General features: G+C 70.7%; 21 protein-coding genes. All 21 read left to right on the top strand.

Annotated features, from left to right (window positions below):
- Position 1 precedes the first annotated feature (1 nt).
- On the top strand, positions 2 to 187 hold the full coding sequence (locus J7462_RS15925; RefSeq protein ID WP_007073023.1) for a type Z 30S ribosomal protein S14: 186 nt from the start codon (positions 2 to 4) through the stop codon (positions 185 to 187).
- A gap of 96 nt (positions 188 to 283) precedes the next feature.
- Positions 284 to 691 (top strand): 30S ribosomal protein S8, encoded by a 408-nt coding sequence (gene rpsH, locus J7462_RS15920; RefSeq protein WP_067301438.1) that lies wholly within the window; start codon positions 284 to 286, stop codon positions 689 to 691.
- Between the two features lie 16 nt (positions 692 to 707).
- The gene (gene rplF, locus J7462_RS15915; protein WP_208568203.1) at positions 708 to 1,250 is read left to right on the top strand and encodes a 50S ribosomal protein L6; all 543 of its coding nucleotides are present in this window, start codon (positions 708 to 710) and stop codon (positions 1,248 to 1,250) included.
- Complete coding sequence (rplR, locus tag J7462_RS15910; RefSeq protein WP_208568202.1) at positions 1,247 to 1,636, top strand: 50S ribosomal protein L18; 390 nt, start codon at positions 1,247 to 1,249, stop codon at positions 1,634 to 1,636. The genes rplF and rplR overlap by 4 nt, the downstream gene beginning before the upstream one ends.
- A 33-nt stretch (positions 1,637 to 1,669) precedes the next feature.
- Positions 1,670 to 2,284 carry a 30S ribosomal protein S5 gene (rpsE, locus tag J7462_RS15905; protein ID WP_088646996.1) on the top strand — a complete coding sequence of 205 codons (615 nt, stop codon included), beginning with the start codon at positions 1,670 to 1,672 and terminating at the stop codon, positions 2,282 to 2,284.
- Entirely contained in the window at positions 2,284 to 2,466 is a 183-nt protein-coding gene (gene rpmD, locus J7462_RS15900; protein WP_067301451.1) for a 50S ribosomal protein L30, read from the top strand. The genes rpsE and rpmD overlap by 1 nt, the downstream gene beginning before the upstream one ends.
- Positions 2,466 to 2,909: a 50S ribosomal protein L15 gene (gene rplO / locus J7462_RS15895; protein ID WP_088646994.1), complete on the top strand. Its 444-nt coding sequence runs from the start codon at positions 2,466 to 2,468 to the stop codon at positions 2,907 to 2,909. Before rpmD ends, rplO begins: the two co-directional genes overlap by 1 nt.
- A gap of 235 nt (positions 2,910 to 3,144) precedes the next feature.
- Positions 3,145 to 4,473 carry a preprotein translocase subunit SecY gene (gene secY, locus J7462_RS15890; RefSeq protein WP_208568320.1) on the top strand — a complete coding sequence of 443 codons (1,329 nt, stop codon included), beginning with the start codon at positions 3,145 to 3,147 and terminating at the stop codon, positions 4,471 to 4,473.
- Positions 4,474 to 5,127, top strand: a complete 654-nt coding sequence (locus tag J7462_RS15885) for an adenylate kinase (RefSeq protein WP_091241987.1) — start codon at positions 4,474 to 4,476, stop codon at positions 5,125 to 5,127. It begins immediately after the preceding gene.
- A 97-nt stretch (positions 5,128 to 5,224) separates the two neighbouring features.
- Positions 5,225 to 6,076 (top strand): type I methionyl aminopeptidase, encoded by an 852-nt coding sequence (gene map, locus J7462_RS15880; protein ID WP_219464743.1) that lies wholly within the window; start codon positions 5,225 to 5,227, stop codon positions 6,074 to 6,076.
- Between the two features lie 1,008 nt (positions 6,077 to 7,084).
- A complete protein-coding gene (locus J7462_RS15875) occupies positions 7,085 to 7,288 on the top strand; it encodes a hypothetical protein (protein ID WP_219464742.1) in 204 nt (67 codons plus the stop codon).
- A 154-nt stretch (positions 7,289 to 7,442) separates the two neighbouring features.
- Entirely contained in the window at positions 7,443 to 8,078 is a 636-nt protein-coding gene (locus J7462_RS15870) for a DUF1707 domain-containing protein (protein ID WP_255597744.1), read from the top strand.
- 271 nt (positions 8,079 to 8,349) lie between these two features.
- On the top strand, positions 8,350 to 8,571 hold the full coding sequence (infA, locus tag J7462_RS15865; protein WP_007073013.1) for a translation initiation factor IF-1: 222 nt from the start codon (positions 8,350 to 8,352) through the stop codon (positions 8,569 to 8,571).
- Between the two features lie 92 nt (positions 8,572 to 8,663).
- Positions 8,664 to 8,777, top strand: coding sequence for a 50S ribosomal protein L36 (rpmJ, locus tag J7462_RS15860; RefSeq protein ID WP_012184307.1), 114 nt, complete (start codon positions 8,664 to 8,666; stop codon positions 8,775 to 8,777).
- A gap of 264 nt (positions 8,778 to 9,041) precedes the next feature.
- On the top strand, positions 9,042 to 9,422 hold the full coding sequence (rpsM, locus tag J7462_RS15855) for a 30S ribosomal protein S13 (RefSeq protein WP_091241981.1): 381 nt from the start codon (positions 9,042 to 9,044) through the stop codon (positions 9,420 to 9,422).
- Between the two features lie 69 nt (positions 9,423 to 9,491).
- Entirely contained in the window at positions 9,492 to 9,899 is a 408-nt protein-coding gene (rpsK, locus tag J7462_RS15850; RefSeq protein WP_030329919.1) for a 30S ribosomal protein S11, read from the top strand.
- A gap of 14 nt (positions 9,900 to 9,913) precedes the next feature.
- Positions 9,914 to 10,540: a 30S ribosomal protein S4 gene (rpsD, locus tag J7462_RS15845; RefSeq protein ID WP_067301470.1), complete on the top strand. Its 627-nt coding sequence runs from the start codon at positions 9,914 to 9,916 to the stop codon at positions 10,538 to 10,540.
- 95 nt (positions 10,541 to 10,635) lie between these two features.
- Positions 10,636 to 11,658 (top strand): DNA-directed RNA polymerase subunit alpha, encoded by a 1,023-nt coding sequence (locus J7462_RS15840; protein WP_007073009.1) that lies wholly within the window; start codon positions 10,636 to 10,638, stop codon positions 11,656 to 11,658.
- 34 nt (positions 11,659 to 11,692) lie between these two features.
- Positions 11,693 to 12,265: a 50S ribosomal protein L17 gene (gene rplQ, locus J7462_RS15835; protein WP_219464741.1), complete on the top strand. Its 573-nt coding sequence runs from the start codon at positions 11,693 to 11,695 to the stop codon at positions 12,263 to 12,265.
- Positions 12,266 to 12,339: 74 nt separating this feature from the next.
- On the top strand, positions 12,340 to 13,170 hold the full coding sequence (gene truA, locus J7462_RS15830) for a tRNA pseudouridine(38-40) synthase TruA (protein ID WP_219464740.1): 831 nt from the start codon (positions 12,340 to 12,342) through the stop codon (positions 13,168 to 13,170).
- A 1,339-nt stretch (positions 13,171 to 14,509) separates the two neighbouring features.
- Entirely contained in the window at positions 14,510 to 15,115 is a 606-nt protein-coding gene (locus J7462_RS15825) for a class I SAM-dependent methyltransferase (protein WP_219464739.1), read from the top strand.
- Positions 15,116 to 15,155: the final 40 nt, after the last annotated feature.

Genomic DNA, 15,155 nt, shown 5'->3' with positions numbered 1-15,155 from the left:
GATGGCCAAGAAGGCGCTGATCCTCAAGGCCGCCGCGAAGCCGAAGTTCTCGGTTCGCGCGTACACCCGCTGCCAGCGGTGCGGGCGTCCGAAGGCGGTCTACCGCAAGTTCGGTCTCTGCCGGGTGTGCATCCGGGAGATGGCCCACCGCGGTGAGCTGCCCGGCGTGTCCAAGGCTTCCTGGTAATAGCCCGGCGCGCTTCGCGCGTCAGCTGAACTGTCTCTTCGCCGTAGGCCCCGGGCCGTGCCCGGGGAACCCCGGCGAGAAAGGTTGACGAATTTCATGACGATGACCGACCCGATCGCAGACATGCTCACGCGTCTGCGTAACGCCAACCAGGCGTACCACGACCGGGTGACGATGCCCTACTCGAAGATCAAGGCGAACATCGCCGAGGTCCTCAAGGCCGAGGGTTACATCGCCACCTGGTTGGTCGAGGAGCCCGAAGAGGGTGCCGTCGGCAAGCGACTGGTCGTCGAGCTGAAGTACGGCCAGAACCGGGAGCGGAGCCTGGCCGGCATCAAGCGCGTGTCCAAGCCCGGTCTCCGGGTGTACGCCAAGTCGGACGGGCTCCCGCGGGTGCTCGGCGGGCTGGGCGTGGCGATCATTTCGACGTCCCAGGGGCTGCTCACCGACCGGCAGGCCCGCAAGCGGAGCGTTGGCGGGGAAGTCCTCGCCTTCGTCTGGTAACGGGAGACAGGTAGAAATGTCGCGTATTGGACGTAAGTCGATCCCGGTGCCTTCCGGCGTCGACATCACGATCGAGGGCCAGACCGTCAAGGTCAAGGGCCCCAAGGGCGAGCTGTCGCACACGCTCGCCGAGCCGATCAAGGCGGAGCGGGGCGAGGACGGCCAGTTGCACGTCAACCGGCCGAACGACGAGCGCAAGGCCAAGGAACTGCACGGCCTGAGCCGTACCCTGGTCGCCAACATGATCGTCGGCGTGACCGAGGGCTACCGCAAGAGCCTGGAGATCGCCGGCACCGGTTACCGGGTCACGGCCAAGGGCAAGGACCTCGAGTTCGCGCTCGGGTTCTCGCACCCGGTGCTGGTCCCCGCGCCGGACGGCATCACCTTCACGGTGGAGCGGCCGACCCTGTTCCACGTGGCCGGCATCGACAAGCAGCAGGTCGGTGAGGTCGCCGCCAACATCCGGAAGATCCGCCCGCCGGAGCCCTACAAGGGCAAGGGCGTCAAGTACCAGGGCGAGGTCATCCGCCGCAAGGCCGGAAAGGCAGGTAAGAAGTGAGCGCCACGCTGCTCAAGCGCCGCCGCGGCGTCGCCGCCAAGCGCGCCGTCGGCCGTGCGCGTCGACACTTCCGGGTCCGCAAGAACGTCAGCGGCACCGCCGAGCGTCCCCGCCTGGTGGTCACCCGCTCCCTGCGGCACATCGTCGCCCAGATCGTCGACGACACCAAGGGTCACACCCTGGCGTCGGCCTCGACCCTGGACGCGTCGCTGCGCGGTACGGACGGCGACAAGAGCGCCCTGGCCGGCAAGGTCGGCGGTCTGCTCGCCGAGCGGGCCAAGGCGGCCGGTGTGTCCAAGGTCGTCTTCGACCGCGGTGGCAACCGGTACGCGGGGCGGGTCGCCGCGCTTGCCGACGCCGCCCGCGAAGCCGGGCTCGAGTTCTAGAAACCCCGTCACGAGAGATAAGGAAGGCTGCTGATGCCAGGTCAACAGCGCCGTGGCGGCGGGTCCGGTGGCAACGAGGGTGGTCGCCGCGACAACCGCCGTGAGGGCGGCCGCGGAAACGCGCCCGTCGAGAAGACCCCGCACCTCGAGCGGGTCGTCGCGATCAACCGCGTCGCCAAGGTCGTGAAGGGTGGTCGTCGCTTCAGCTTCACCGCCCTGGTGATCGTGGGCGACGGCGACGGCACGGTCGGCGTGGGCTACGGGAAGGCCAAGGAGGTGCCTGCGGCGATCGCCAAGGGCGTCGAGGAGGCCAAGAAGCACTTCTTCAAGGTGCCGCGGATCGGTCAGTCGATCCCGCACCCGATCCAGGGTGAGGCCGCGGCCGGCGTCGTGCTGCTCAAGCCGGCGTCCGCCGGTACCGGCGTCATCGCCGGTGGCCCGGTGCGTGCCGTGCTGGAGTGCGCGGGCATCCACGACGTGCTCTCCAAGAGCCTCGGCTCGTCCAACCCCATCAACATCGTGCACGCCACGGTGGCGGCGCTGAAGGGGCTCGAGTCCCCGGAGGCCGTCGCGGCCCGTCGTGGCCTGCCGGTCGAGGACGTCGCGCCGGCCGCCATGCTGGCGTCGCGGGCGGGGGTGGCGTCCTGATGGCACGCCTGAAGGTCACCCAGCTCCGGTCCGCGATCGGGCGTAAGCAGAACCAGCGGCACTCGCTGCGTTCGCTCGGCCTGAAGCGGATCAACGACGTGGTGGTCAAGGAGGACCGTCCCGAGATTCGGGGCATGATCTTCGCGGTCAGCCACCTCGTGAAGGTCGAGGAGGTCGAGTAATGACGATCAAGGTTCACCACCTGCGTCCGGCCCCGGGCGCCAAGACCGCGAAGACCCGGGTGGGTCGCGGTGAGGGCTCCAAGGGCAAGACCGCCGGTCGCGGCACCAAGGGCTCCAAGGCCCGTAAGAACATCTCGGCGGCGTTCGAGGGTGGGCAGATGCCCATCCACATGCGCCTGCCGAAGATGAAGGGCTTCAAGAACAAGTTCAAGGTCGTCTTCCAGGTGGTCAACCTGGACCGGCTCGCCGAACTGTTCCCCAACGGCGGCCAGGTCGGCCCGCTGGAGCTGGTCGAGGCCGGCGCGGTCCGCAAGGGCCACCCGGTCAAGATCCTCGGCACCGGCGATCTCGGCGGGGTGACCCTCCAGGTGTCGGCGCAGGCGTTCAGCGCGTCGGCCAAGGAGAAGATCACCGCCGCCGGCGGCTCGGTCACCGAGCTGTAGGACAGGCAAACCAGGGCGCCCGCTCAGTTCTCCGTAACTGGGCGGGCGCCCTGGTCTCCCCGGAGCCTGTGCGCCGGGTAACATCGGATTCGGTTTATGTAGCCGGGCACACCTGCCCGGAGCGGGATCGGGCTGTTAGAGTCCCTTCCCAGCCATGGATATCGGGCACTCGCCCGGCACCCACCCCGACCCGCCAGGGACCACCACCGGGCGGCCCGCGCGCAGGAGGAAGAAGTTGCTGTCCGCCTTTCTCAGTGCGTTCCGTACGCCTGACCTGCGCAAGAAGCTGCTGTTCACAGTAGGCATCATCGCGGTCTACCGGCTCGGCGCCACTCTGCCCAGCCCCGGCGTCTCGTACGGCAACGTGCAGAAGTGTCTCGACAGTCTGCAGGGCCAGAACACGGGCGTGCTCAACCTGCTCGACCTGTTCTCCGGCGGCGCGCTGTTGCAGCTCTCGGTCTTCGCGCTGGGCATCATGCCCTACATCACCGCGTCGATCATCCTGCAACTGCTGACAGTGGTCATCCCCCGGCTGGAGCAGCTCCGCAAGGAGGGCCAGGCCGGCCAGGCGAAGATCACCCAGTACACCCGCTACCTGACCCTCGGCCTGGGCATCCTCCAGTCGTCGGCGTTCGTGGCGCTGGCCCGTTCCGGCCAGCTGTTCCAGAACCGCTGCGACCAGTTCCCGATCGTGCCCGAGGGCACCGGCATCCCGGACTGGCTGACCCTCAGCATCCTGGTCATGACGATGACCGCCGGCACCGGCATGGTGATGTGGCTCGGCGAGCTGATCACCGACCGGGGCGTCGGCAACGGCATGTCCGTCCTGATCTTCACCTCGATCGCGGCCCGGCTCCCCAGCGAGGGCTGGAAGATCAAGACCAACGAGGGCTGGGGCAAGTTCGCCCTGGTGCTCGCCCTGGTCCTGGTGGTCATCACCGCGGTCTGCTTCATCGAGCAGGCGCAGCGCCGCATCCCGGTGCAGTACGCCAAGCGGATGATCGGCCGGCGGATGTACGGCGGCACCTCCACCTACATCCCGCTCAAGGTGAACCAGGCCGGTGTCATCCCGGTCATCTTCGCCTCGTCGCTGCTCTACCTGCCGCAGCTGGCGCTCCAGTTCTTCGACCAGACCGACCCGGGAAAGACCCAGGCCTGGATCCAGAACAACATCGTGCAGGCCGACGCGCCGCTGCACATCGTGATCTACTTCCTGCTGATCATCTTCTTCACGTACTTCTACGTCTCGATCACGTTCAACCCGACCGAGGTCGCGGACAACATGAAGAAGTACGGCGGCTTCGTGCCGGGCATCCGCCCCGGCAAGCCGACCGCCGACTACCTCGACTTCATCCTCAGCCGGATCACCCTGCCGGGCGCGCTCTACCTGGGCATCGTGGCGGTCCTGCCGAACTTCTTCTTCATCTGGCTGAACAGCCAGCAGTTCCAGAACTTCCCGTTCGGCGGCACCGCTGTGCTCATCATGGTCGGCGTCGGTCTGGAGACCGTGAAGCAGATCGAGAGCCAACTCATGCAGCGGAACTACGAAGGGTTCCTGCGGTAGATGCGACTCGTTCTGGTTGGCCCGCCGGGCGCGGGCAAGGGCACACAGGCGGAGTTCATCGCCGCACACCTCTCGGTGCCGAAGATCTCCACCGGTGACATCTTCCGGGCCAACGTCTCCCAGGGGACGCCCCTGGGGGTCGAGGCGAAGCGGTACATGGACGCGGGCAAGCTGGTTCCGGACGAGGTGACCATCAACATGGTCCGGGACCGGCTCGCCGAGCCGGACGCCTCCGAGGGTTTCCTGCTCGACGGCTTCCCGCGCACCACGCCGCAGGCCGCCGCGCTGGACAAGCTCCTCGCCGACCTGGGCACCGCCCTGGATCTGGTGCTGGAGCTGGTGGTCGACGACGACGAGGTGATCCGGCGGCTCTCCGGTCGGCGCACCTGCCGGGGTTGCGGCAAGATCTGGCACGTCGAGTTCGACGCCACCACCAAGGACGGCATCTGCGACCGGTGCGGCGCCGAGCTGTTCCAGCGCGACGACGACAAGCCGGAGACCATCGCGGCCCGCCTGCGGGAGTACGCCGACAAGACCGCGCCGCTGGTCGACTACTACGGCGCCCAGAACAAGCTGGTCGGGATCGACGCGACCGGCCCGGTGGAGGACGTCACCGTCCGGGCCATCGACGCGCTGCGCTCGTACGGCGGCTGACCGCCCGCCGCAGCCCGGCGGATAGAGTGCGAACAGCGGGGTACGCCACGTACCCCGCTGTTGCGCTGTGTAATCGGCAACGAAAGGTGACTGCTCCATGCGCCGTGCCCAGCTGGACATCCAGCTGAAGACCCCTGACCAGATTCAGAAGATGCGCGCCGCCGGCCTGGTGGTCGCCGAGGCCCTGCGTCGGATGAGCGCGGCAGTCGCCCCCGGGGTCAGTACGGCCGACCTCGACGCGATCGCCGAGGCGACCATCCGGGAGGCGGGCGCGGTCCCCTCGTTCAAGGGCTACCACGGCTTTCCCGCCTCGATCTGCTCGTCGGTCAACGAGCAGGTGGTGCACGCGATCCCGGCAGCGGACCAGGTGCTCCGGGAGGGCGACCTGATCTCGATCGACTGCGGCGCGGTGCTGGACGGCTGGCACGGCGACGCGGCGGTCACCGTCGGGGTGGGCGAGGTCGACCCGGCGCTGCTGAAGATGGCGTCGGTCGCTGAGGACGCCATGTGGGCCGGGATCGCCGCCGCCGCCCGGGGTGCCGCGAACGGCCGGGGCCGGCTCACCGACATCTCGCACGCCGTCGAGACCGCGGTCCGCCGGGGTGGCCGGTACGGCATCGTCGAGGGCTACGGCGGCCACGGCATCGGCACCGAGATGCACCAGGACCCGCACGTGCTCAACCACGGCCGCCCCGGCAAGGGTCCCCGGCTGGTGCCGGGCATGGCGTTGGCGATCGAGCCGATGATCACGATGGGTTCCCCACGTACCGTCGAGTTGTCCGATGGGTGGACGGTGGTCACCCGGGACCGGTCGATGGCGGTGCACGTCGAGCACTCGATGGCGCTGCTGGAGGACGGGGTCTGGGTGCTGACCGCGTTCGACGGCGGACGGGCGCGGCTCGGCGACCTGGTGACCGCCCGGCAGCCTGCCGATTCCCCGGCCACCTGACCGGTCATCAGGCCTCTCTGCCCTGCGGCTCTCTGCCCTGCGGGCCCCTGAGTAAGGCCCGCTGAGGAGCGTCCGGGCCCGCCCCCTGCCGGGCGCTGGCAGCCTCGTCCGCGCCCCCTCGTCGCCGACCCGGTCGGGGCGTGTCCGGATGGGGGTGTCCGGACGGCGCGGTGCCGAGCTGTGCTCGTCTCGGCGGTTCACGCCGCCGTGGTCCGTCTACGGAGGGTAGCTGCCGAACCAGGGGTCACACCGCCGCTGTCGCCCGCCGCCCGCCGCTGTCGCCCGCCGCCCGCCGCTGTCGCCCGCCGCCCGCCGCTGTCGCCCGCCGCCCGCCGCTGTCGCCCGCCGCCCGCCGCTGTCGCCCGCCGCCCGCCGCTGTCGCCCGCCGCCCGCCGCTGTCGCCCGCTGCTGCCGCCATCCGCTGTCGCCGCTGTCGCTGCCGCCGCCCGCCGCTGTCGCTGCCGCCGCCCGCCGCTGTCGCTGCCGCCGCCCGCCGCTGTCGCTGCCGCCGCCCGCCGCTGTCGCTGCCGCCGCCCGCCGCTGTCGCTGCCGCCGCCCGCCGCTGTCGCTGCCGCCGCCCGCCGCTGTCGCTGCCGCCGCCCGCCGCTGTCGCCGTCCGCTGTCGCCCCTGTCGCCGTTGCCGCTGCGTGGCTGGCTGTCGTACCGGGCCCGACGGGCCGGTGCCAGTTGACCACCCCGGGTCCTTTCGAGCTGATGGCGTTGACGACTCAACCGTCGGTAGGGGGAAGCACATGAACGTCGAGTGTCAGCCTGAGCAGGGAGAGGACCTCGCGGCGGCGGTCCCCTCCTGACCGGTCCCCTCCTGACCGATCCCCTCCTGACCGAGGTGGGGGTGCTGGCTGAATCGCTGATGTCATCAGGTCGAAAGGGCCCGAGGACAGATGCGGTGGGGGAGGGCGGTCACCGGTGGGCGGACGGGCGGCCCCTCGAGTGGAGATTCGGGGCGACCCGTCGACCGCATGGGCTCGCTACCGGAGGAACCGCCCGGTGGCATCGGTCGCGCTGGCCGGTGCCGGCGTCGTAGCCGGACGAGCATCCGGCTGGCCGTGGCCGTGGCCGTGGTGGTGGCGGGGCCGTGGTGGTGGCCGTGGCGGTGGCGGGGCCGTGGTGGTGGCCGTGGCGGTGGTCTTGGTGGTGGCGGTGGCCGTGGCCGAGGTGGTGGCGGGGCCGTGGTGGCGGTGGCCGTGGTGATGGTCGTGGTGGTGGTGGCCGTGGCCGAGGTGGTGGTCTTGGCGGTGGTCGCGGGGCGGTGGCGGTGTGGCCTCTGGTCCGGCAGCCGACCTGTGGCCCGGTGGGCGGTGACGGGGTTCGGTGGCGGTGGACCCGTGGTGTCATGCTTGCCGGCATGGAGAGGCGGGCCGGCAAGCAGGAGCGGGACCGGATGCGGGCGGCGGACACCGACCGGGAGGCGACGGCGGAACGGCTCCGGGTCGCCCTGGAGGAGGGCCGGCTCGACCTGCACGAGTACGACGAACGCCTGCAACAGACGTACGGGGCGAAGACCTACGCGGAACTGGACACCGTCCTGGCTGATCTGCCGGCACCGGCGTCCGCGCAGCGCTCCGCGCTGGCCCCGCTCGGCCCGCTGGCCCCGCTCGGCCCGCTGGCCCCGCTCGGCCCGCAGGCCCCGCCGGTGTCCGGTTCCGGGGCGTCGGAGCCCGACCGGGAGGTGACGCCGGAGCCGCCGGTGACCGGGGGCACCGCAGTAGGTGAGCCGGTGCCCGTGGGTGTCGGCTCCCGCCGGTGGCCGGTCGAGGTGTGGGTGCCCTGGCTGCGGGTGGCGGCCCTGCTCACCGTGATCTGGGCGATCTCCTCGGTCGGCAGCCGGGAACTGCTGTTCTACTGGCCGGCATGGGCGCTCGGCCCGTGGGGGGTTCTGCTGCTCCTGCGTACCACTGGCGGGTTCGCCGGCGGTGCTCCCGCCCGGCGGGACCGCCGGCGGGTGGCGCGCGACACGCGGCGGCGCAAGCGCCGCGAGTAGCGCCGCAACGACCGCCGACAGCCGGGCGTTGCGTGGGAGGGTGTGCCCAGTTTCGTCCGGTTGGGTGACACCACTGGTGGCCGGTTTGGCGACCACCAGTGGGCGGGCGTACACTTTCAGATCGGCGCACAGCGTCCACTCCGGCATGCCCACCCCGCGCTTCGGTGGGAGTCCGGAGCCGCGGCTGGCGCGGGCCCCCGATGACCATCGGGAGGTCCGTGTAAGGCGTTGTGGGCCGTCCGGAGCAACCGACGTCAGGACAGCGGAGTACATGCCGAAAAAAGACGGAGCCATCGAGATCGAGGGTCGGGTCATCGAGCCTCTGCCGAACGCAATGTTCCGGGTGGAGCTCGCGAACGGCCACAAGGTGCTGGCTCACATCAGCGGCAAGATGCGGCAGCACTACATCCGCATCCTGCCGGAGGACCGGGTCGTCGTCGAACTCTCGCCGTACGACCTGACCCGCGGGCGCATCGTCTACCGCTACAAGTAAGCCTGACGGCGGCCGGGAAGTCCCCGTGTCCGTCTTCGACGTCCGGAGTCGCGGTCATCGCGTCGCCGGGCCAGATGGGAAGTAAGGCAACCGTGAAGGTCAAGCCGAGCGTCAAGAGGATCTGCAACAAGTGCCGGGTTATCCGCCGGCACGGCCGGGTCATGGTGATCTGCACCGACCCGCGCCACAAGCAGCGCCAGGGCTGATCCGATTCCGCCGTCCGTGACGAACGGAGGGCGGCGGACCGGTCCGGGTCGCGCAGATCCGACGACAACACGTCACCAGCTCGTCCCAGCCGCGGAACGTACGCACGCGTACCTTCTCGTGGCCAACCCCCGGTCGGAGGCCGGGGCCCGCTCGGGCAGCGGCCGTTCGGTCGCCGGCGCACACCGCGTCGGAGTCGGACAGGTCGGTAGCGGGGTGGGACGGGTCCACACCTCCGCCACACATCACGAGGAGTACGCCCGCACATGGCACGTCTAGTCGGCGTGGATCTCCCCCGCGAAAAGCGGATGGAGATCGCGCTCACCTACATCTTCGGGGTCGGTCGCACCCGTGCCCAGGAGACGCTCGCTGCTACCGGCATCTCGCCGGACAAGCGCGCTCGGGACCTCACGGACGAGGAGCTGGTCCAGCTCCGCGACCACATCGAGTCGAACTACAAGGTTGAAGGCGACCTGCGCCGCGAGGTCGCCGCTGACATCCGCCGCAAGGTCGAGATCGGCTGCTACGCCGGCATCCGGCACCGCCGGGGCCTGCCCGTGCGTGGCCAGCGGACGCGGACCAACGCCCGCACCCGCAAGGGCCCGAAGCGGACCGTGGCCGGCAAGAAGAAGCCCGGCAAGAAGTAACTTCCCAGCCGGGATTCAGGCGAAGAGCCAGCAGTCGATCGAGAACCCATACAGGAGCGCAGAAGACTTATGCCACCTAAGGCTCGTGCCGGAGCCGCAGTCAAGAAGGTCCGGCGCAAGGAACGCAAGAACGTCGCCCACGGGCAGGCGCACATCAAGAGCACGTTCAACAACACCATCGTGTCCATCACGGACCCGACCGGTGCGGTCATCTCCTGGGCCTCCGCGGGCCAGGTTGGCTTCAAGGGCTCCCGCAAGTCGACCCCGTTCGCCGCGCAGCTGGCCGCCGAGGCCGCCGCGCGTCGGGCGATGGAGCACGGCATGCGCAAGGTCGACGTGTTCGTCAAGGGCCCCGGCTCCGGCCGGGAAACCGCCATCCGCTCGCTGCAGGCCGTCGGGCTGGAGGTCGGCCAGATCGCCGACGTCACCCCGCAGCCGCACAACGGGTGCCGTCCGCCGAAGCGTCGCCGGGTCTGAGAGGTTAGAGAGAGATGGCTCGTTACACCGGTGCTGACTGCCGCCGTTGCCGGCGGGAGAAGATGAAGCTGTTCCTCAAGGGCAGCAAGTGCGATGGCCCGAAGTGCCCGTTCGAGTCCCGGCCGTTCCCGCCCGGGCAGCACGGTCGTGGCCGCACCAAGGAGACGGAGTACCTGCTCCAGCTCCGCGAGAAGCAGAAGGCGCGTCGGGTCTACGGCGTGCTGGAGAAGCAGTTCCGCGGGTACTACGAGGAGGCCGTGGCCAAGCAGGCCAAGACCGGTGAGGTCCTCCTGCAGATCCTCGAGTCGCGCCTCGACAACGTGGTCTACCGGGCCGGTTACGCGCACTCGCGGGACATGGCCCGCCAGCTTGTCAAGCACGGTCACTTCACCGTGAACGGCAAGAAGGTCGACATCCCGTCGTACCGCGTCAAGGAGCACGACATCATCGAGGTCCGGGGCAAGAGCAAGGAGCTCACCCCGTTCATCGTGGCGCAGGCCCAGGCCGGCTCGAAGACCGTTCCGGCGTGGCTGGAGGCGATCCCGAGCCAGATGAAGGTCCTGGTGCACTCGCTCCCGGCCCGTCAGGTGATCGACACCCAGGTCCAGGAGCAGCTGATCGTCGAGCTCTACTCCAAGTAGGGCCCGTTGCGGTGGCCCGTCCTGCGGGGCGGGCCACCGGAACAGTTCGTGTCGTGGACGTCATATAGCGGGCGTCCCGGAAGAGAAGAGAAAAGATGCTCATCAGCCAGCGACCGTCTCTCTCCGAAGAGTCGATCAACGAGACCCGTTCCCGGTTCACCATCGAGCCGCTGGAGCCCGGCTTCGGCTACACCCTGGGTAACTCGCTGCGGCGTACGCTGCTGTCGTCCATCCCGGGTGCCGCGGTCACCTCGATCAAGATCGACGGTGTGCTGCACGAGTTCACCACGATCCCCGGGGTCAAGGAGGACGTGGTCGAGCTCGTCATGAACATCAAGGAGCTCTGCGTCAGCTCCGAGCACGACGAGCCGGTCAGCATGTACCTGCGCAAGCAGGGTCCGGGCGACGTCACCGCAGGCGACATCCAGCCCCCGGCCGGTGTCTCGGTGCACAACCCCGACCTCAAGCTCGCCACCCTCAACGGCAAGGGCCGGCTCGACATGGAGCTGACCGTCGAGCGGGGTCGCGGCTACGTGACGGCGGCGCAGAACAAGCAGGCCGGCGCCGAGATCGGCCGGATCCCGGTCGACTCGATCTACTCGCCGGTGCTCAAGGTGACGTACCGCGTCGAGGCGACCCGCGTCGAGCAGCGGACCGACTTCGACCGGCTGATCATCGACGTCGAGACCAAGCCGTCGATGGGTCCGCGTACCGCGCTGGCCTCCGCCGGTTCGACGCTGGTGGAGCTGTTCGGGTTGGCCCGGGAGCTGGACGAGACCGCCGAGGGCATCGACATCGGGCCGTCCCCGCAGGACGCCCAGCTGGCGGCGGACCTGGCCCTGCCGATCGAGGAGCTGGACCTCACGGTCCGTTCCTACAACTGCCTCAAGCGCGAGGGCATCAACTCCGTTGGTGAGCTGATCGGGCGTACCGAGGCCGACCTCCTCGACATCCGCAACTTCGGCCAGAAGTCGATCGACGAGGTCAAGATGAAGCTCGCCGGGATGGGTCTGGGGCTGAAGGACTCGGCCCCGAACTTCGACCCGGCACACGTCGTGGACGCCTTCGGTGAGGCCGACTACGACACCGACGACTATCGCGAGACCGAGCAGCTCTAGTCCGCGCTGCCGCCACACCTGAGGAGCACCAAGCATGCCCACGCCCACCAAGGGCCCCCGCCTCGGCGGCAGCCCCGCGCACGAGCGGCTGATGCTGGCCAACCTGGCCACCGCGCTGTTCCAGCACGGCAAGATCCAGACCACCGAGACGAAGGCCCGGCGGCTGCGTCCGCTGGCCGAGCAGCTCATCACCAAGGCCAAGCGGGGCGACCTCGCCTCGCGGCGGCGGGTGCTGGGCGTCGTCAAGGACAAGGACGTGGTCTACTCCCTGTTCGACCAGATCGCGCCCCGGTACGCCAACCGCAACGGTGGCTACACCCGGATCGTGAAGACCGGCCCGCGCAAGGGTGACGCCGCTCCGATGGCGATCATCGAGCTGGTGGAGGAGCTTCAGGTCGCCGAGCCCAAGGCGAACAAGAAGACCGCCGCCCGCAAGGCCGCCCAGCAGGACAAGGTCGAGGCGCTCGCCCCGGCCGAGGAGACCCCGGCGGCCCCGGCCGACCAGGACTCCGAGGCGCCGGTCTCGGCGTCCGGTGACACCGCCGCCGCCCGCGAGGACAGCGACGAGGCCACCGAGACCGACGAGGCCACCGAGAAGAAGGCCTGAGCACCAGCAGCATCGTCGGGCCCGGCATCCCTTCCTGGGGTGCCGGGCCCGACGCCGTGAACGGGAGGTACGAGGTGGACGAGCGGACCCGGCTGCGGCTGGACGTCTCGTACGACGGCACCGACTTCTCCGGCTGGGCGGTCCAACCGGCCCGGCGCACCGTGGCCGGGGTGCTGGTCGAGACGCTGGACCTGGTGCTCGGGGCGGGTGCCGTCACCGGGTTGACGGTGGCCGGCCGGACCGACGCCGGGGTGCACGCCACCGGGCAGGTCTGCCACCTCGACGTGCCCGTCGGCGTCTGGGCGGAGCACCGGGGGCGGCTGCTGCGCCGGCTGGCCCGGCTGCTCCCCGGTGACGTGCGGGTCCGGGCGATGACCGAGGTGCCCGTCGAGTTCGACGCCCGCTTCTCGGCGACCTTCCGTCGGTACGAGTACCGGGTGACCGATGCGCCGTGGGGGGTCGAGCCGTTGCGACGGCGGGACATCCTCGCCTGGTCCCGACCGTTGGACCTGGCCGCCCTGAACGTCGCGGCGGCCGGCCTGGTGGGGGAGCACGACTTCGCCGCGTACTGCCGGCGTAAGGAGAACGCCACCACCGTGCGCGAGGTGACCCGGCTGGACTGGCGGCGGGACCCGGACGGCATTCTGGTCGCCACCGTGCAGGCCGACGCGTTCTGCCAGGCGATGGTGCGCAGCCTGGTGGGGGCGATGCTGACCGCCGGGGACGGTCGACGTCCGGTCGAGTGGCCGGCGGGGCTGCTGGCCCGGCGGGAACGCTCCAGCGAGGTGACGGTCGCGCCGGCGCACGGGTTGACCCTGGTGGCCGTCGGCTATCCACACGACCCGGCCGAGTACGCCGACCGCGCCGACCGTACCCGCCGGTTGCGGCTCCCCGTCCAGTCCTGAGGGCCGGGGACGGTCGGGTCCCGGGCGGCGGATCCCGTTCCCTCCGGGCCGGGCACGACGCAGGCCCGGCCGCGCCGGCCGGGCCTGCGTCGGTGGTCGTCAGTCGCCGGGCAGCTCGTCGGTGTCCGGGTCGCCGGCGCGGGGGGTCGCGGTGGGGGTGGGGTCTTCCGGTTCCCGGCGTGCGGGGTGGCCGAGGGCTGGTGGCCTTGGCGGTGGGTTGGTCGACGCTGACGCCGGCCGCCCGGCGGTCCAGGACGCCCTTGTCGAGGTGCAGTTCGACCAGGTCGTAGATGATCTCGCGGACGGTCTGGTCGCCGGCCGGGACGGCACCGGCGTCGTCCCTGGTCACCAGGCAGTAGGCGACGTAGTGGCCGCGCACCTGCCAGGCGACGCGGGCGGCGGCGGTGGCGACCGACTCGGTGTCTTCCCCCGCGGGCATGCCCCGGAACCGGCCGCGCCGGTCGTCGAGCAGTGGGCGGATCCGGTCCCGGACGCGTTGCGCGGTGGCCAGGTCGGTCAGGTTGAGCAGGCCGACGGTGACCAGGTGGTCCTCGTCGGGGGAGCGCAGGGTGGCCCGGACCACCTGGCTGCACCCGAGGGTGACCAGCAGGTCGGCTATCTCGCCGGTGGCCGCGACGGCGCAGCTGGCGTTCGACTGGGTCTTGAGCACCTGGTATTCGTGCCGGTCGACGCCGATGACCAGCTTGCTGCCGGGGAAGACCTCCTTGGCGGTCAACGGCTGCCGGTCGACCTCCCGGGAGTCCAGTGGCCCGTCGGCCTGGTCGTCGGGGGTGGCGGTGCCCGGTGCCGTCGGCGCGGCCTGCCCGTTCGGCGACGTGTCGTCGGTCGGGGTGCGGTCGATGAGCAGGACGGCCCCGCCGAGCCCGCAGAGGCCGAGCAGCATCAGCACGGCGGCCCCGCCGACGACGATCTGCCAGCCGCGGCCACCCCGGCGGCCCCGGCCGTCGCCGGAGCGGCGGGACCTGGCGCGGTCCGGTGCGGACGTCGCGCCGGGCACCTGGACGGCGGACCGGATCGGGACGGGGTCGACCGTCGGCGGTGCCGGTTGGTTGACCCGGGGCAGCGACGGTGCCGGGAAGCGGGACGGGGAGGGCCCGGCCGCCGTGGTCGGCGGGGGCTGGAACAGCGGCAGGTCCGCGTCGGGCCGCGGGTTCTCCTCGAATGCGTCCTCAGCGGACTCGTACCGATATACCATGTCGCCCAGAGTAGGGTTCATTGCCCCTTTAGGGGGTAATAACAGGAAATACGGTCTGTGGCGCGTCGGGCGGGGACGCCGGCCGACGGCAGCCCCGCTCCGGACCGGTGGAACAATGCCCCGGTGACCGGCGACCACTACTTCACCGCGGAGCCCAGCGCCCCGGCCCACCCCCGCGAGGTGGAGTTCCACGTCGCCGGGCGCGACTACACACTCGCCTCCGCCAGCGGGGTCTTCTCCGCCACCCGGCTCGACCCCGGCACCGCCGTCCTGCTGCGCAAGGCCGACCTGCCGACCGCCGCCACCGGTGGCCACCTGCTCGACATCGGCTCCGGGTTCGGCCCGATCAGCTGCGTGCTGGCCGACCTCGCGCCGACCGCCACCGTCTGGGCGGTCGACGTCAACGAACGGGCCCGCGCACTGACCGCCGCGAACGCCGCCCGCATCGACGCCGCCGACCGGGTCCACGCGGTCACCCCCGACGAGGTGCCGGCCGACGTCACCTTCACCCAGGTCTGGTCCAACCCGCCGATCCACGTCGGCAAACCCGAACTGCACGGACTGCTGCGCCGCTGGCTGCCCCGGCTCGCCCCGGACGGCGTCGGCTGGCTGGTGGTGGCCCGCCACCTCGGCGGCGACTCGCTGCACCGCTGGCTGCTCGACGAGGGCTTCGCGGTGACCCGGCACGCCAGCCAGAAGGGCTACCGGGTGCTGCGGGTCACCCGGTAATCCGGTGTCCTCCGGCCCCACGCCTCGGGCAGGATGCCCG

Source organism: Micromonospora sp. RL09-050-HVF-A, from assembly GCF_019374995.1.
Taxonomy (GTDB): domain Bacteria; phylum Actinomycetota; class Actinomycetes; order Mycobacteriales; family Micromonosporaceae; genus Micromonospora; species Micromonospora antibiotica.
The sequence above is the reverse complement of the archived record's forward strand: the minus strand, read 5'-3'. Positions and strand labels throughout refer to the sequence as shown.

Bases quoted from the DNA above. Each gene is read 5' to 3' on its own strand.
- J7462_RS15885 (WP_091241987.1), top strand. From the start codon at position 4,474: ATGCGACTCGTTCTGGTTGGCCCGCCGGGCGCGGGCAAGGGCACACAG.
- rplO (WP_088646994.1), top strand. From the start codon at position 2,466: ATGACGATCAAGGTTCACCACCTGCGTCCGGCCCCGGGCGCCAAGACC.
- J7462_RS15840 (WP_007073009.1), top strand. From the start codon at position 10,636: ATGCTCATCAGCCAGCGACCGTCTCTCTCCGAAGAGTCGATCAACGAG.
- map (WP_219464743.1), top strand. From the start codon at position 5,225: ATGCGCCGTGCCCAGCTGGACATCCAGCTGAAGACCCCTGACCAGATT.
- rplQ (WP_219464741.1), top strand. From the start codon at position 11,693: ATGCCCACGCCCACCAAGGGCCCCCGCCTCGGCGGCAGCCCCGCGCAC.
- rpsK (WP_030329919.1), top strand. From the start codon at position 9,492: ATGCCACCTAAGGCTCGTGCCGGAGCCGCAGTCAAGAAGGTCCGGCGC.
- rplF (WP_208568203.1), top strand. From the start codon at position 708: ATGTCGCGTATTGGACGTAAGTCGATCCCGGTGCCTTCCGGCGTCGAC.
- rpsH (WP_067301438.1), top strand. From the start codon at position 284: ATGACGATGACCGACCCGATCGCAGACATGCTCACGCGTCTGCGTAAC.
- rpsD (WP_067301470.1), top strand. From the start codon at position 9,914: ATGGCTCGTTACACCGGTGCTGACTGCCGCCGTTGCCGGCGGGAGAAG.
- rpmD (WP_067301451.1), top strand. From the start codon at position 2,284: ATGGCACGCCTGAAGGTCACCCAGCTCCGGTCCGCGATCGGGCGTAAG.
- rpsM (WP_091241981.1), top strand. From the start codon at position 9,042: ATGGCACGTCTAGTCGGCGTGGATCTCCCCCGCGAAAAGCGGATGGAG.
- J7462_RS15870 (WP_255597744.1), top strand. From the start codon at position 7,443: ATGGAGAGGCGGGCCGGCAAGCAGGAGCGGGACCGGATGCGGGCGGCG.
- J7462_RS15925 (WP_007073023.1), top strand. From the start codon at position 2: ATGGCCAAGAAGGCGCTGATCCTCAAGGCCGCCGCGAAGCCGAAGTTC.
- rpsE (WP_088646996.1), top strand. From the start codon at position 1,670: ATGCCAGGTCAACAGCGCCGTGGCGGCGGGTCCGGTGGCAACGAGGGT.
- infA (WP_007073013.1), top strand. From the start codon at position 8,350: ATGCCGAAAAAAGACGGAGCCATCGAGATCGAGGGTCGGGTCATCGAG.